The organism is Ruminococcus flavefaciens, assembly GCF_900143025.1.
Classification (GTDB): domain Bacteria; phylum Bacillota; class Clostridia; order Oscillospirales; family Ruminococcaceae; genus Ruminococcus; species Ruminococcus flavefaciens_I.
Genome location: NZ_FRCT01000001.1, coordinates 15,769 through 31,925, shown reverse-complemented (window position 1 = coordinate 31,925; position 16,157 = coordinate 15,769). Strand labels below are relative to the sequence as shown.

At 43.9% G+C, this 16,157-nt stretch carries 17 protein-coding genes; 5 read left to right on the top strand and 12 right to left on the bottom strand.

The annotated features are described in order from the left end of the window. Positions 1-2 precede the first annotated feature (2 nt). The 12 genes from BUB28_RS00160 to dnaA form a co-directional block, all read right to left on the bottom strand. A complete protein-coding gene (locus BUB28_RS00160; RefSeq protein ID WP_072947613.1) occupies positions 3-803 on the bottom strand; it encodes a metallophosphoesterase in 801 nt (266 codons plus the stop codon). After that, positions 800-1,264, bottom strand: a complete 465-nt coding sequence (locus BUB28_RS00155; RefSeq protein WP_072947611.1) for a hypothetical protein — start codon at positions 1,262-1,264, stop codon at positions 800-802. The genes BUB28_RS00160 and BUB28_RS00155 overlap by 4 nt, the downstream gene beginning before the upstream one ends. Continuing rightward, complete coding sequence (gene gyrA / locus BUB28_RS00150; protein WP_072947609.1) at positions 1,254-3,884, bottom strand: DNA gyrase subunit A; 2,631 nt, start codon at positions 3,882-3,884, stop codon at positions 1,254-1,256. Before gyrA ends, BUB28_RS00155 begins: the two co-directional genes overlap by 11 nt. An 85-nt stretch (positions 3,885-3,969) precedes the next feature. Then, complete coding sequence (locus BUB28_RS00145) at positions 3,970-4,542, bottom strand: YcxB family protein (RefSeq protein WP_242939892.1); 573 nt, start codon at positions 4,540-4,542, stop codon at positions 3,970-3,972. 11 nt (positions 4,543-4,553) lie between these two features. Continuing rightward, positions 4,554-6,485 carry a DNA topoisomerase (ATP-hydrolyzing) subunit B gene (gene gyrB / locus BUB28_RS00140; RefSeq protein ID WP_072947605.1) on the bottom strand — a complete coding sequence of 644 codons (1,932 nt, stop codon included), beginning with the start codon at positions 6,483-6,485 and terminating at the stop codon, positions 4,554-4,556. Between the two features lie 3 nt (positions 6,486-6,488). Next, positions 6,489-7,058 (bottom strand): transposase, encoded by a 570-nt coding sequence (locus tag BUB28_RS00135; RefSeq protein ID WP_072947604.1) that lies wholly within the window; start codon positions 7,056-7,058, stop codon positions 6,489-6,491. A 1-nt stretch (position 7,059) separates the two neighbouring features. Next, positions 7,060-7,320 carry an extracellular matrix regulator RemB gene (remB, locus tag BUB28_RS00130; RefSeq protein WP_072947602.1) on the bottom strand — a complete coding sequence of 87 codons (261 nt, stop codon included), beginning with the start codon at positions 7,318-7,320 and terminating at the stop codon, positions 7,060-7,062. Further along, the gene (gene recF, locus BUB28_RS00125; RefSeq protein WP_072947601.1) at positions 7,298-8,446 is read right to left on the bottom strand and encodes a DNA replication/repair protein RecF; all 1,149 of its coding nucleotides are present in this window, start codon (positions 8,444-8,446) and stop codon (positions 7,298-7,300) included. The genes remB and recF overlap by 23 nt, the downstream gene beginning before the upstream one ends. Further along, positions 8,443-8,655 (bottom strand): S4 domain-containing protein YaaA, encoded by a 213-nt coding sequence (gene yaaA, locus BUB28_RS00120; protein WP_072947599.1) that lies wholly within the window; start codon positions 8,653-8,655, stop codon positions 8,443-8,445. The genes recF and yaaA overlap by 4 nt, the downstream gene beginning before the upstream one ends. Before the next feature lie 25 nt (positions 8,656-8,680). Beyond that, a complete protein-coding gene (locus tag BUB28_RS00115) occupies positions 8,681-9,484 on the bottom strand; it encodes a Tim44 domain-containing protein (RefSeq protein ID WP_081373316.1) in 804 nt (267 codons plus the stop codon). Between the two features lie 51 nt (positions 9,485-9,535). Beyond that, positions 9,536-10,642: a DNA polymerase III subunit beta gene (dnaN, locus tag BUB28_RS00110; RefSeq protein ID WP_072947596.1), complete on the bottom strand. Its 1,107-nt coding sequence runs from the start codon at positions 10,640-10,642 to the stop codon at positions 9,536-9,538. A gap of 486 nt (positions 10,643-11,128) precedes the next feature. After that, positions 11,129-12,499 (bottom strand): chromosomal replication initiator protein DnaA, encoded by a 1,371-nt coding sequence (gene dnaA / locus BUB28_RS00105; protein ID WP_072947594.1) that lies wholly within the window; start codon positions 12,497-12,499, stop codon positions 11,129-11,131. A gap of 556 nt (positions 12,500-13,055) precedes the next feature. On the opposite strand from dnaA, the gene rpmH reads away from it, so the two are divergent. The 5 genes from rpmH to jag all read left to right on the top strand — a co-directional run bounded on the left by rpmH (position 13,056) and on the right by jag (position 16,142). Then, positions 13,056-13,190 (top strand): 50S ribosomal protein L34, encoded by a 135-nt coding sequence (rpmH, locus tag BUB28_RS00100; protein ID WP_028517572.1) that lies wholly within the window; start codon positions 13,056-13,058, stop codon positions 13,188-13,190. A 68-nt stretch (positions 13,191-13,258) separates the two neighbouring features. Continuing rightward, entirely contained in the window at positions 13,259-13,627 is a 369-nt protein-coding gene (gene rnpA, locus BUB28_RS00095; protein ID WP_072947592.1) for a ribonuclease P protein component, read from the top strand. Next, on the top strand, positions 13,624-13,908 hold the full coding sequence (yidD, locus tag BUB28_RS00090) for a membrane protein insertion efficiency factor YidD (protein ID WP_072947591.1): 285 nt from the start codon (positions 13,624-13,626) through the stop codon (positions 13,906-13,908). Before rnpA ends, yidD begins: the two co-directional genes overlap by 4 nt. A 12-nt stretch (positions 13,909-13,920) precedes the next feature. Then, positions 13,921-15,039 (top strand): YidC/Oxa1 family membrane protein insertase, encoded by a 1,119-nt coding sequence (locus BUB28_RS00085; RefSeq protein ID WP_072947589.1) that lies wholly within the window; start codon positions 13,921-13,923, stop codon positions 15,037-15,039. A 20-nt stretch (positions 15,040-15,059) separates the two neighbouring features. Then, positions 15,060-16,142, top strand: a complete 1,083-nt coding sequence (jag, locus tag BUB28_RS00080; protein ID WP_072947588.1) for an RNA-binding cell elongation regulator Jag/EloR — start codon at positions 15,060-15,062, stop codon at positions 16,140-16,142. The last annotated feature ends 15 nt before the right edge of the window (positions 16,143-16,157 follow it).

Sequence of the window (16,157 nt, the reverse complement as noted above, 5' to 3'; positions counted from 1 at the left end):
ATTCATATCTCATAGACTACTATCTCAGGCGGATCAAAAAGTCTCAGCTTTCCCAGACCAGCCGACACAAGCAGCTTCATACCGCCGATGTTATAGACTCCTTTTGCATATTTAGGAAAGAATTTTCTCTCGGGAGAAAGCATTGCAATACCGAAAATACGCACTGCACCGCCGTGAACATGACCGCTGAAGGTGTACTTTGCTCCCCATTCCGCATATGCTTCCCCGAAAAAAGGATTATGCGCCATGAGCAGCACCTCGCCCTCGGGACACTTTCCCAAAAGCCTTTCAAGGTCGGCAGTCTTTATTGTGTCAAGCTCCCTGTAGCCGCCGTTTTTCTTGTATACTCCGTAATCCTCAAGGAGTCCGTATATTTTCAGGTGTCTGCCGTTGACATTTATCTCGGAGCAGTCGTTTTTCAGCAGTATAACGTGACTTCTTTCCAGCATAGCTTCAAATTCGGGACGCATTGCCTCGGAAATGCTCTGCTCGTGATTGCCATATATCATAAATACGGGAGCTATTCTGCAAAGTGCCTTCAGAGTAGCCTCAGCACAGGAAAGATCCTGTTCATATCTGGTTATAAGGTCGCCGCTGAGTATTATAATGTCGGGAAACTGCTCCTTTACCTTTTCGCAGAGCCTTATATTATTTACCCCGAAACGCCTTCTGTGCAGATCGGAAAGGTGTACTATTTTTACGCCTTTTCCGAGTTTTTCACGCCTTATTGTGAGAATACAGAAATTTTCAAAAACAGCATATGCCACAAACAGTATAATAACGATAAATATAATGTATTTCACTGTGTTTTCCTTTTTTCATCAAGTCTTTTCAGTATAAAATGATCTATTACCGCAAATATCAGCAGATACAGCGATGTAAAAATAAATCTGCCGGCATAGGTGGCTATTGCCTCGCGGACCGTTCCTTTGTACTCGGCTTCTGGCGAAAATACGCTTATCTCAGGTGCTGAAAGCAGCATTATCACTGTCAGCAGTATCCCCGTAAGAAGCGGTATCACCACCGAAAATAAAAAAAAGAACCGCCGCGAAAAACTGCCCTCGCATCCGCCGTCAAGCTGTACGGCATGATACATTGCACATATTACGAGGGGCGTCACTAATGTGATGCCCCATACGTAACCTATTTTTTCGTATGCAAACCAGTTCAGAAACTGACAGAAAAGGCTCAGCACCGTTATTACAAGTGCTGTAAAGGGACTTTCCCTGAATTTAAGAAAGCTCCTTTCAGTCTTATTCCTCATTCTCCTCGTCCTCAGAGTCTGCTTCGATTATTACCTCGTTCTGCTCTTCAAGTGCAGCCTCAGCTTCCGCAGCCTTTGCCTGCTCTTCTGTGAGCTGCTCCACTTTTTCGGTCTCGGCATTATCGTCATGCTCTGCACGGGTGAATGCAACTACATTTGCACCCTCGCTGACTCTCATTACGCGAACGCCCTTTGCGATACGTCCCATTACACGGATATCGCTTGCAAGTATTCTGATAATGATGCCGTCGCTTGATACGAGGATTATATCGTCCTCCTCGTCAACTATCTTGATGCCGCAGACGTGTCCGCGTATATCATCGACCTTGTAGTTTGTAAGTCCGTAGCCGCCGCGGTTCTGTATACGGTAGCTTTCAAGCTCTGTACGCTTTCCGTAGCCGTTTTCGGTAACTGTCAGGAGAGTTGCTCCCTCACGTACTCTTGCCATGCTTACAACATAGTCGCCGTCGCGGAGCTTTATAGCTCTTACGCCGTGAGCCGAACGTGAAAGTGCTCTCATCTTGCTCTCTTCAAGACGGATAACCATACCGTTATGAGTTGCAACAAAGAGCTGAGCGTTGCCGTCTGTCATGCGGACTCCCTCTATCTCGTCGCCCTCGTCAAGTCCTATAGCGATAAGACCGTTCTTGCGGACATTCTTGTAAAGTGAAAGGTTAGTCCTCTTTATCTTGCCGTTCTTTGTGACCATAGTGATGAACTTGTCGTCACCGAAGTCAGTGGTCTTTATCATTGCAGCTATCTTCTCATTTTCTGTGAGAGGAAGCAGATTTATGAGGTTAAATCCTCTTGATGCCTTTGAACCGTCAGGTATCTCATAGCATTTCAGCTTGTACATGATACCCTTGTTGGATATGAACAGGATATTGTCATGTGAGCCGCAGATGAACATTTCCTCAACGAAGTCCTCATCACGCTGCTTCATACCTGTTATTCCGCGTCCGCCGCGGTGCTGTGTCTTGTACTCTGTAAGCGGCATACGCTTGATATAGCCGTTGTTTGTAAGAGTTACAACGCAGTCCTCCTCGGGGATAAGGTCCTCGATATCCACCTCACCGCTGACATTTTCGATGTCTGTACGGCGCTTGTCGCTGAACTTTTTGCGGATAGTATTGAGGTCATCAAGGATTATGCCGTAAACACGGTTCACATCTGCAAGGATATCCTCATAATCGGATATCTTTGTGAGAAGTCCGTAAAGTTCATCGGTTATCTTCTGTCTTTCGAGACCTGTGAGCTGTCCTAAACGCATCTGTACGATAGCCTCAGCCTGTTCCTCGGAAAGACCTGTCTGAGCTTCGATGTGAAGTCCTGTAAGATCGTACTGAGCACGGTCAAGAAGTGCAGACATATCAACATCGCTGAAACGCTCCATCATACGTGTCTTTGCGTCCTGTACAGTTGCACTTGAACGGATTATTGCGATAACCTCGTCGATATAATCAGCAGCAAGCACGAAGCCCTGTAAAATATGAGCTCTTTCGAGAGCCTTTCTCAGGTCGAAGCGGGTTCTTCTCTGTATTACGTCTACCTGGAAATCAAGGTAGTGCTGGAGCATCTGCTTCAGTGTTAGTATCTTAGGCTCGTTGTTTACGAGAGCCAGCATGATTATGCCGACTGTGTCCTGAAGCTGTGTGAGCGCAAAGAGCTTGTTGAGAACGATATTAGGTATAGCGTCCTTTTTCAGCTCGATAACTACTCTCATACCGTCCTTGTCGGACTCGTCGCGGAGGTCGTAAAGTCCCTCGATACGCTTGTCTCTTGCAAGCTGATTGATGCTCTTGAGAAGTCTCTCCTTACGGAGCATATAAGGTATCTCGTCGATTATGATGCAGTTTCTGCCCTTTATCTCCTCGAAGTGAGTACGGCTGCGCAGAGTTATCTTGCCCTTTCCTGTAGCATAAGCAGCACGTATGCCTGCTCTGCCCATGATTATACCGCCTGTTGGGAAATCAGGTCCCTGAATGTGCTCCATGAGCTGTTCAAGGGTGCAGTCGGGGTCGTCTATAAGGAGCTGTAATGCGTCAATTACCTCTCCGAGATTGTGGGGAGGTATATTTGTAGCCATACCTACTGCGATACCTACAGAGCCGTTTACCAGAAGGTTAGGGAAACGGGAAGGAAGTACCACAGGCTCTTTCAGACGGTCGTCGTAGTTCGATGTAAAGTCAACGGTCTCCTTGTTGATATCCGTGAGCATATCAAGTGTGAGCCTTGCCATTTTAGCCTCGGTATAACGGTAAGCCGCAGGGCCGTCGCCGTCGATGGAACCGAAGTTTCCGTGACCGTCAACAAGGGGATAGCGCATAGAGAAATCCTGCGCAAGTCTTACAAGTGCGTCATATACCGATGCATCGCCGTGTGGATGATAACGTCCCAGAACCGCACCGACTGTATCGGCACACTTACGGTATGGCTTCTCGGGAGTAAGTCCGTTTTCATGGAGCGTATACAGTATTCTTCTGTGTACGGGCTTCAGACCGTCTCTTACATCGGGAAGTGCTCTGGAAACAATTACCGACATGGCATAATTGAGCATGGAATTTTCCATTTCGTCAACTATCTCGGTATTTATTACCTTTGAATTGTCCTGATATAGCAAAATTTTTTACCTCCAGTCGAGATATTATGTATTTTTTCTATGTAGATACGGCAGGCTGATGCTGCAATTATATTCCTGAATAAAATTACTTTACAGTCCCTCTGACTATTTCAAGCTCGGACTCGGAAAAGCCGTCCTTCGGAAGTATGTAGAATGACTCCTTTCCTGCAAGCATCAGGAAAAATTTGTCATATTCCATGAGCTGAAAGCCTTCATCGACTTTCAGTCTTGTCTTTTCGGGGAGAGGGTCTTCATTCTGTGCAGTTTCTCTTTCTTCCTCGGGAACATTGCTGAGATCCTCGGAAACTGTAGATATATCTACATATTTGTCACCTACGCCTATTTTATATACAGGCTCGCCCAGCGATCTCACCGAGTCTGTAAGATTTCGGCGCATCTTTTCCGGAGTATACCACTCTCTGAAAGCAAAGGCTGCTGCCATGATAAAAGCAATATATGTGATGTACTTCTGTTTCTTCGGGGCATCGCTCATGTTGATTATGCCGAATATGAGTATTCCAACAGCCAATGCTGCAAAAATTATCATATATACCCTGCTTTTCGGGTATACGAACTTTTTCTGAAATTCTCTGTATGCCTCGCGGAAGGTGTCCGCAGGAAGCTTGAATTCCTTTTCGAGTTTGTAATTTTTTTCCATAGATGCTCCGATCATATATCAAGATCCTGTGCGAATTTAGCGTTTTTCTCGATAAACAGGCGGCGCGGCTCTACCTTGTCGCCCATGAGTATGCTGAATGTCTCGTCAGCCTTCAAAGCGTCCTCCATGCCTATCCTTACGATAGTACGGTGCTCGGGATCCATAGTGGTCTCCCAGAGCTGCTCGGGATCCATCTCACCAAGACCTTTGTAACGCTGAACTTCAACGTCCTTGTACTTTCCTTCCTCGGAAAGCTCTGCGATATATTTGTCGCGCTCCTCGTCGGAGAATGCGTAGTATACCTTTTTCTTGCGCTCAACTCTGAAAAGCGGAGGCTGAGCTATATAAACATTTCCGTTGGTGATGAGAGGTCTCATGTAACGGAAGAAGAAGGTGAGCAGGAGAGTTCTGATATGCATACCGTCAACATCGGCATCAGCCATGATGATGACTTTGCCGTAACGGAGCTTTTCTATATCGAAATCCTCACCTATACCTGTACCAAGTGCGGTAACTACAGGCTCAAGCTTGTCGTTGCCGTATATCTTGTCGATACGTGCCTTTTCAACGTTGAGCATCTTGCCCCAGAGTGCAAGGATAGCCTGGAAGCGTCTGTCACGTCCCTGCTTTGCAGAACCGCCCGCAGAATCTCCCTCGACGATGTATATTTCGGTGTATCTTGCGTCACGCTCAGAGCAGTCTGCAAGCTTTTCGGGCATGGAAGCGTTGCCGAAGGCGTTCTTCTTACGCTCTGCTTCTCTTGCTCGCTTTGCAGCCTCACGGGCTTTAAGTGCGGATAAGCTCTTTTCAAAGATAAGGTTTGCGGTCTCGGGATTTTCCTCCAGGAAATTCATAAGCTTTTCCTGTACCATTTTCTCGATGAAGGGGCGTACCTCGGGATTTCCGAGACGACCCTTTGTCTGTCCCTCGAACTCACATTCTGTAAGCTTTACGGAGATAATGGCTGTAAGACCCTCACGGACATCCTCGCCCTTCAGCTTGTCCTTGGGATCCTTTATCTTGCCCATTTTCATTCCGTAATCGTTTATTACCTTGGTAAGGGCGTTCTTGAAGCCTGTTTCGTGAGAACCGCCGTCCTTGGTGTGGATATTGTTAGCAAATGAAAGTATTACTTCATTGTAGCTGTCGTTGTACTGGAGAGCTATCTCGGCAAAAGAGTCGCCCTGAGTACCTGAAATATATATAACATCACCGCTGATAGCTTCAAGCTCGCGGGTCTTGTGGATATGCTCCACGAACTGACGGATACCGCCCTCATAGTGGAGAGTTTCACCGATAATATTATCCTTGTCGCGCTTATCCGAGAATATTATCTTTATGCCTGCGTTGAGGAAAGCCTGTTCACGAAGTCTTCTGAGGAGTATCTCATAGCTGTAAACAGTAGTCTCGAATATCTGGTCATCAGCCTTGAACATTACGCTGGTACCTGTTTCTGTGGTATCTCCGATGATTTTCAGCTGTTCGTCATAGTGACCGCGCTCAAAACGCTGGAAGTATACGTGCTCGCCGTCCTTTACGGTAAGCTCCAGCCATTCGGAAAGAGCGTTAACTACAGAAGCTCCGACACCGTGGAGACCGCCTGATACCTTATATCCGCCGCCGCCGAACTTACCGCCTGCGTGGAGTATGGTATAAACAACGGTTGCTGCGGAGATGCCTTCCTTCGGGTGGATACCTACAGGTATACCACGTCCGTTATCGGAAACGCGGATAATATCTCCTTCAAGTATCTCAACAGTTATCTCTGTACAGTAGCCTGCCAGAGCTTCGTCGATAGAGTTGTCCACTATCTCGTAAACGAGGTGATGGAGTCCCCCGGGACCTGTCGAGCCGATGTACATACCGGGTCTTTTGCGGACCGCTTCAAGTCCTTCAAGGACTTGTATGTCGTTTTCATCGTAGTTGTTGTTCTGCTGACTCATGATTTACCTCCAATAATTTTGGTTGTATATGTCATTTACCCAATTTATGGGATTATTGTCAATGTAATCGCAAATTTCAAGGAATTCCTTTTCATTGCGAATTATGTGGTCGTGGAATGAACGCTGCCATATATTGAGACCTATTTTTTTATTAACAAATCTCTTCAACGTTGATATAATTGACGGAATAACCGCATTTGTAGGGGACGGCGTCCTCGACGTCCCACCCAAAACATTATCATCATCGAATAAATATATTATCATGTGTAAATGATCAGGCATAATAACATATTTTATTATCTGCGATTTTTTATAAATCGAATTCATTTCGATTATCTGGTCATTCAAAATTTTACCATATTCTGTTAATTTTACATACGGGACGTCGAGGACGCCGTCCCCTACACTCATGAGTTCCGATGATTTTTGTACGCCGAGCGCGGCGTTCCCTACATCATAAATCTCCGATAAATATGGTATTCTGTCTTTGGTACAAATTGTAATGAAATACAGACCATTCTGCGAATAATCGTAATTCTGCAATCTATTCAGCCTGCGGTCATGTTTTTCCATTTCAAAACCCTCCGCCCTCTTTGAGGCGTTTTCGCAGAGTCGCTGCGGAGAGCTGTGAAATATAGACCTTTTCCTTGCCGTTTTTCACAGTAACGATAAAGCTTTTCGGCATTTCATAGGTGGTGTAGATACAGTGCTTTTCCTTTTCGGCTCTTTCAAGAAGCTTCTTGGTACACTTTTCAACAGTTGTATTCTCAATGTCGAAAACTCCCACTATATCCCTTACGTCTACAGAATAGCTATTCCCTATGTGAAGATACATTTTCTTCCTCCTCCGCTATGCTGCCGCCGCTTATATGCAGGACCTTTCCCTTTATTTCGGGAAGAAGCGCACTTTCATTCGGAGTTGTTATGAATACCTGCATATCCTTTATTATCTCAAATACGAACCTCTGACGGCTTTCGTCAAGCTCGCCCATAACATCATCAAGGAATATTACAGGTGCGTCCTTTGACTTCTGCATGAATATCTCTGCCTGTGCAAGCTTCATAACAAGAGCCGCACTCTTTATCTGTCCCTGTGAGCCGTAATCCTTCGCACTCACACCGTTTATTTTTATTATTATCTCATCACGGTTCACACCTGCATGGGTGCTGCCCGTTCTGATATCGTAATCTGCTGTTTCGGCAAGCTTTCTGTAATACTGCTCATATGCCTCATCACCGCAGGGCTTTTCAAAGTCCTCGGGTCTGAAAACATTTGACTTGTATTCAAGTTCCAGTTCCTCAGAACCGCCCGAAATAGTACGGTAAAGTCTGCCGCATATCTCATTGAATTTTTTTATATACTCGCTTCGCATATAGGATATGACTGCTCCCTCTCGTGAAGCCTGTCTGTCCCATATCTCGAGGATACTGCGGTCGGTATTTCCCTGCATTATGCCTTTCAGAAGGGCATTTCTCTGGTTCATAATAGCGTTGTTCTTGTTTATATGCATTACAAAAACGGGATTGAGCTGCGAAGCTGCCATATCCACGAAATTACGCCTTTTCTCAGGTGAACCCTTTACTATCTCAGTATCATCGGGAATGAAAGCGATACACTTGAAAGCATCGAAAAGTGCTCGCGTACCCTTCTGTTTTACGCCGTTAAGGGTGATATTCTTGGGATTTGCAGTGCTTCTGGTCATTTCAAAGGATATTTTCTGCTCGCGTACACTGTCAAGTATCTTTATTTTCGACTGCATACGGTCGCCGCCGAGACATATATAGTCCTTTTCCTTTGAGCCCCGGAAGCTCTTGCAGCCCGAAAGTATCCACATTGCTTCAAGAAGATTGGTCTTTCCCTGCGCATTTGGTCCGACTATGATATTATATTTCGGATCAGGCGCAAAGGATATACCCTTCAGATTTTTGAAACCGTCGATGTCAGCATATGTGACTATCACTCTACGATTACCTCTTGACCGTCAAGCTCCACCTTATCGCCCGGACGTATCTTTTTGCCGCGCATAGTGCATACTTCACCGTTAACAAGGACTTCTCCGTCCTGTATGAGCTGCTTTGCTTCTCCGCCCGAACCGACCATTGAAGCAAATTTCAGAAGTGCGTCCAGTTTTATGAACTCGGTAGTTATTTTTATTCTGTTTTCAGGCATTTATATCACCTCTCAAGGGAAAATATCAGCAGCTTATCTGTGAAAGCTTCCATTTTTCGGGATAAGGGCTCATTTCATCGCATACAAGCAGCCATTTATACTCTCTTCTTTTGCTGAATTCCGAGCCTCTTACTACTTCCTTTGTTTTATTATCAAAAACATAGTCCTTCATTACTGCAATAAATTTAGCTTCCATAGCATATCCGCCGCCGTTATTGCGAATAGTCATTATCTCAATATTATCAATGCTGAGCACTTCGATCTTATTTGTTCGGTCGGAATTGATATATCTTACTTGAAGCAGCTTATCATTACGGTCATAAAGCTCATCTGTCATGGTATCGCGGACAAATCTCAGATCCTGTTCCTCCCATGCTTTTTGAAGCTTTATGAAGAGCTCCCTGATATACTCACAGAACCTTTCCTCGTCTATCTGCTGCCTTAGCTTCATACATTCGTCACTTACGTCATACATCAAACTCTTGTCATTTTTATGCTCTTCATAGTACTGATCTATCTTCTTACTGCTTCGTTTACTGAGATATCTCAGCAGTATTATCACCAATACAGAAGCAACAGCAACTACAGAAAACATAACAGCAGTTTCTTTTTTGGTAAGTGTAACTCCTCCTGAGGAGTCGCTGCTTCCGCTGTCATCGTAGCTGTGGTAGCTGCCATGTCCACCGCCTCCGCTGTCACTGTCGAGACCATAGTCTCCGAAATCAGCGTGAGTGGTCATCATCTTTGTATCAAAGGTGTGAAATGGTAGCATGAACAAGCAGAACAGAACTGCTATAAGTGAAAAAAGTCTTTTTAACATCTTTATCATCTTTCCGTAAAGGCTGCGGATAATACGACTTTTCGGCTTTAGCTCCGTTTATCAGCCCTTGAGCTGTATCGGCATTATGAGGAATATGAAGCTTTCGCCTTCAAGGGGAAGTATCTCTATTACCTTCATTGCGCCGTTGAAACGAAGACGTACCTTATCGCCTTCAGCTGCCTTCAGAGCTTCGAGTATAAGCTTGTTATTGAAGCCAATAGTAACGGCCTCGCCCGAAATATCGGCAGATATAGCATCATTTATCTTACCTATGCCTGTCTTGCAGCTTACCTTTATCACGCCGTTTGCTACTTCACAGCGTATAGGTGACTTGTTCTTGTCGTCGATAAGGAGAGCACATCTTTCAAGGCAGGTAGTGAAGTCTCTCTTGTTGATGATGACTTCTGTCTTGCAGCCGCTTGGTATGCTGAGCTTATAGTTATGGAAAACTCCTTCAAGAAGTCGTGATATTACGAATACATTTCCGATCTCAAAGATGATATGGCGATCATTGGTACAGATAGTACACATTTTCTCGTCGTCGTCGTCCCTGATAAGTGTTGAGACCTCCATAAGAGCTTTTTTCGGTACAACGAAATGATATTTCTCGCTGCAATCGGTAAGCTCGTTTCTTATGGCAAGACGGAAACCGTCTATAGCTACCATATTGAAGCTGCCCTCCTCGATATCGAAGAGCTCACCTGTAAGAACTGGCTTGCTTTCGTTGAGTGAAGCAGCATAGCTTGTCATATTTATCATTGATTTGAGTACGCTCTGCTTTACAGAAAAGCTTCTTGCAGAGTCTACCTTAGGGAGTTCGGGGTATTCATTTGCAGACATTGCAGAGAAGCTGCACTCTGTAGCGCTGCATGAAATAGTTATAACAAGATTCTCGTCAATATCGAATTTTATCTCGTCACCTGACATACGTCTTGTGAATTCGCTGAAAAGTCTTGCACTTACTACAAACTCGCCTTCTCCTTCGGTATCTGCATTGATAGAAGTGCGTATACCCATTTCAAGATTATAGGCAGTAAGCTCAACGCTTCCTGCCGATAATCTTACTTTTATTCCTTCAAGTGCGGGAATAGTGGATTTCTGTGAGACTGCTCTTGAAACGTTACTGATAGCCTCACTTATTTCTGTTTTATTGCAAATGAACTTCATTGTGATTTTTCCTCCGTGAAAATTCTTAGCCGAAGGATAAGATAAGCTAAGATAAGAATAATATTATTGTTGTTGTTATTGTGTCGGTGGAAAAGTTGGAAACGGCATTTTTTAAAGATATAAGCCGCATAGCTCGTCCACACACGTGTGTTGTGAAATTCTTGAAATTGAGGAAAACTTTTCGGAGAGGTTTTTTCTGTGTTAAATCAGTCGAATATTGTGGAGTTGAATTGGAAAAAAAGTTGAGAAAAACGTGGAAAGAAGAAATTAGTAAGATTTTTTGTAAGAGAATTTCACATTGGTGTTAAGTGTTGAATGTTTCCTGTGTTGAAATGATATCCGACAGGTAAGATATGAAATGCATGAAATACATTTTTGTGTCGGGAAAAATTATATCAAAAAGTTTTGAGCATAGTTTTTAACACAGTGTTGAAAACTATGTGGAATAAACTTTATTCAACACTTTAAACGTTCACTTTATGTTTATCAGACCTTGCTCTTGTCCTTGATATTTTTGATGATATCGTTTACAAGGTTCTTGAGATTAGAGTCTTTTTCCATAGATTCTGTAACGCTTGTAACAGAGTAAACTATAGTAGAATGGTCTCTTCCGCCGAATTCTGTACCGATAGATGCGAGAGGCATCTGTGTGATCTCGCGGACAACATATATAGCTACCTTACGTGCTGTTGATATCTGTGCGGAACGCTTGCTTGAACGGAGATCATCGGGAGATACGCCGTATACTGTGGATACCTCTGAGATGATCTTTTCAACAGTTATCGGTATAGGCTGTTCATCTGTGAGCACATCGCGGATAACGCTCTGAGCCATAGAAATTGTTATAGGGCTGCCTGCGAAGTGGTTGAGAGCTTTAAGGCGTACAACTGCGCCTTCGAGCTGACGGATATTTGATTTCAGGCGGTTTGCCATGAATTCAGCTACCTCGCTTGGCATTTTGAGCTCTAAAAGCTCGGATTTTCTGTTGATGATGGCAAGTCTTGTCTCATAGTCAGGAGCTGAGATATCAGCGATAAGACCGCCCTCGAAACGTGTGCGCAGACGCTCTTCAAGAGTGAGGAGCTCCTTAGGCGGCTTATCAGATGTGATAACGATCTGTTTACCTTCCTGGTGAAGCTTATAGAAGGTGTGGAAGAACTCTTCCTGCATACGCTCTCTTCCCGAGAAAAACTGGATATCATCGATGAGGAGTATATCCGCATTTCTGTATTTATCGTGGAAATCGGATATAGAGCTCTTGTTGAGTGCGTTTACAAGGTCGCTTCCGAAGGTCTCGCTTGTAACGTAAACGATATTGAAGTCGGGGTGATTTTTTCTTACCTCGTTGGCGATAGCTGTGATAAGGTGAGTCTTGCCCATTCCCGAAGGACCGTAGATAAACAGCGGATTATAATCGGGAACAGCCTTTGAGCCGCAGTTTTTGGCTACGGATTTACTGCAGGCAAGTGCAAATTCATTTGAACGGCCCTCGATGAATGTATCAAAGGTATAGTCATAGTTTGCAAATTTGTATGACTGTTCAAGCTCTGCGTGCTTCTGCTCAAGCTCTGCGTCTGTAGGCACCTTTATTGTTTCGGGTTCTTCGGATTCAACATTGATAACGATGTTGACATCAAGGCCTACAACGTTGAGGAAAGCTTCCTTCAGAACAGTTACGTATGTCTGCATTACAATATTCTTCTGGAAGTCTGTCTGCACACTGAAAATAGCGTCAGTTCCCTCAAGCTTTAAAGGAACAAGCGGATCTATCCAAGTTTTCATACCGATATCAGGTATTTTTCCGTTTTCAAGGCAGTAGCTCTTTACTTTCTCAAAAACCTCGTCAAATGAATTCATAAAAACCTCCGAATATATGTAAGTTTGATTGGGAGAAAAAAATCGATACTCTCCTATATTAATATATAAGACCATTATACCATAAACAATGTTGAAATGCAAGTAAAATTCATGTTAAACAATTAGAAAATGACTCATCTTTCCACACACAAATTGACATATTGTTGAAAACTGTGTTGAAATGCCTTCAAATCAACACAAAAAAACATGGAAAAACTCTGTTTTTCGAGTGTGAAAATGTTGAAACAGGTGAGTGAATAAGTTTTTTACCTATTATTTTCAAAAGTTTCAACATATTCTGCCTTGTATCCTCTTTAGCTGTGAAATTGGACAAAGTATTGAAATTTCAAGGCTTTTCGTTTAAGATATATTGTTAAAAAAACAGAAAATGCAGATGCGTATAAAAAAATTTCATGATTTGCTTGACATAAAGAGCTTTTTAATATATAATGATTTAGTGTAATGCAGGGGAAAGTGTCCCTGCGCCCTAAAATAATGTTATCCAGAGCTGTTTTTCGGCTCTTGTTTACAATCGGAAGAGAGGAGGACACTGAATATGAAGAGAACATATCAGCCTAAGAAGCTCCACAGAAAGAAGGAGCATGGCTTCATGAAGAGAATGTCTACTAAGAACGGCAGAAAGGTTTTAGCTCGTAGAAGATCTAAGGGCAGAGCAAGATTAACTCACTGACGAGGCTGACCACAAAATCTTTATTTTGTGGTCTTTTTTGTTAGGACGGCTATGTGCAAGGTGCAATTATGCTTTATACGGAAATACTGAACGATAACAAGGACTTCCTCGCCCTGTATAAGAAGGGCAGGTACGCCGCTTCAAAATATTCGGTCATCTATGTCAGACCAAATGGCAGGCCTTTTAACCGCCTCGGCATAACAGCGGGTAAAAAGGTCGGCAATGCTGTCTGCCGAAACAGAGCAAAAAGACTTATCCGTCTTGCCTACCGCAATGCTGAGGTAGAGCTGCCTGTAGGCATGGATATCGTCATAGTTGCAAGAGCTGCTATATGCGGCATAAAATCACAGGAATACTGCGGCTATATGGACAAGTACGGAGTAAATGACATTAAGAAGATGTTCAGGAGCTTCGATAACAAGAATAAGCGTGTATGAAATATCTGGTTCTGGGTCTTATAAAGTTCTACAGGAAATTTATATCCCCGCTTTTTCCCCCTAAATGCAAGTATTACCCTACCTGCAGCACTTACGCCTTGAAAGCAGTTGAGCGTTTCGGCGCAATAAGGGGCTCAGCTCTTGCCGTGTGGAGGATACTCCGCTGCAACCCATGGTCAATGGGCGGCATAGACTATGTTCCCGAAAAATTCACCTTCAGGGTCAGGAAATACGATTATGTTGATCCCGATTACAGTGAAGATGATAACAAAACGATTTAAGAGGGATGAATATTGAACGCACTTTATGATATTATCGGTGTGCCTTTCGGCTATCTGATGAGACTTATTTACTCGTTATGCAATAATTATGCCGTAGCTATTATTCTGTTTACGGTAATCACAAAGATACTGCTCTTCCCTGTCAATTACAAGACACAGAAGAGCTCGGCAAGAATGCAGCTTCTCAATCCGAAGCTGGAAAAGCTGAAGAAAAGCTTCGCCAATAACCCGCAGAGACTTCAGGAAGAACAGCAGAAGCTGTATCAGCAGGAGGGCGTAAACCCTATGGGTTCATGTCTGCCTATGTTTATACAGATGTTCCTTCTCTTTGGCGTTATCGACGTTATTTATAAGCCTATAACCCATATCCTTGATATATCCAAGAACGTTATCAATCAGGCTTGCGGTATCGCAGGTGCTGATAAGAGCAACCTCAGATGTGAGCTTATAACTATGGAGCATTTGAGAGACAATGCTGATAAGTATTCCTCTCTCCCTGAAAAGTTCCTTTCTAAAGTTACTGAATTTACCGATCAGTTCACTATCTTTGGCGCAAACCTTGGAAGAACACCTACACTTCACCCTGAAAGCTGGACTAAGGAGGCTATCGTACTCTGTGCTATACCTTTCCTTGCAGGTCTTTCACAGCTTCTCGTATCTGTTTACAGCCAGATGCATCAGAAAAAGGTAAATCCTGCTTCACAGCCGGGAGGCGGCTGTCTTACATTCATGACTTACTTTTTCCCTATCCTTTCTATCTGGTTCGCATTTCAGGTCCCTGCAGGTGTCGGCTTCTACTGGATATGGTCATCTATCTTCTCATTCATTATAACCTTTGCACTTAACTGCTACTTTACTCCCGAGCGCATTAAGGTAATAAATGAGCAAGAAAAGGAAAAAGCACGAATTTACGCAGAAAAACATCCGAATAAGAAAACCTTCATGCAGAAGATGATGGAACAGCAGGCTGCCCTTGAACAGCAGAACAACGGCGGTTCTTCATCAGGCAAGGCTAACGGCGTTTCACGTTCAGAGCAGAATAAGCAGAACAGAGACAAGCTCAAGGAAGCAAGAAGACGTATGGCTGAAAAGTACGGTGATTCTTATGACGATAACGATGATGAGGATTGATTTCCTCAGGGAGGTAATGTATGACTGAAATATTCACAGCAAGATCTGTTGACGAGGCAAAGGAACTCGCAGCAAAGAAATTCGGAAAAAGGATCAGTGAGATCAAGTTTGAGATCATCGACGAAGGTAAGAAGGGGCTTTTCGGACTCGGTTCAAAAGAAGCTAAGGTAAAGGCTACTGTTATAGAAAATGCATCACAGTCCGCAGCTCCTAAGGCTGCTGCTCCTGTTGAAGCTCCAAAGGCTCCTGTTACAACTGCTCCTGCACCAAAGGAAGAGCCTGTTGTAAAGACTGCTGCTGAAAAGCCTGTTGTTACTACAGAAACAACTGCTGTTAAGGCTGAAGAGCCAAAGGCTGCTGCAGCTGAGGAAAATATCCCCGAAGAATCAGAGGAAGCTTATTCACTTGATAACTTCACTCTTATTGAGGACGAGGCTCTTGTTAATCCAAAGGTAAAGCTTGCAAGAGATTATATCACAAGCATTTTACGCGCTATGGATATCGAGGCTGAATATAAGATTTATCAGAACGAAACAGGTGCTGTACTCAATATCGAGAGCAGCAACAACGGTACTATCATCGGCAGACGCGGCGAGACTCTCGACGCTATCCAGTACCTTTGCTCTATCATCGCTAACAAGGGCGACAAGGATTACTACAGAATCACTATTGACTGTCTCGGCTACAGAAGCAAGAGAAAGGAAACTCTTGAGCAGCTGGCTGCAAAGGTTGCAAAGTCTGTTCTCAGAACAGGTCGTTCACAGCCTCTCGAGCCAATGAATCCTTACGAGAGAAGAGTTATCCACTCAGCTATATCAAATATAGAAGGCGTTTCATCACGTTCAGTCGGTGAAGAGCCTTACAGAAAGATAATCATTTCTTCAAACAACCCAAGAAGAGGCGGCGGCAGACGCGATAACAACAGACGCGACGGCGGCAGAAGAAATGACAACAGACGCGGCGGAGAGAGAAGAAACCGCGACAGAGAGGTTAGCATGGAGCGCAGAAGCGTTGACCTCTCAACAAGCTTTGAGAAGGACTACAAGAGACCAAAGCCTGAGGACGAGATCCAGGGCGGTCTTTACGGTAAGATAGAGCTTTGATTAAAATATCTGAAA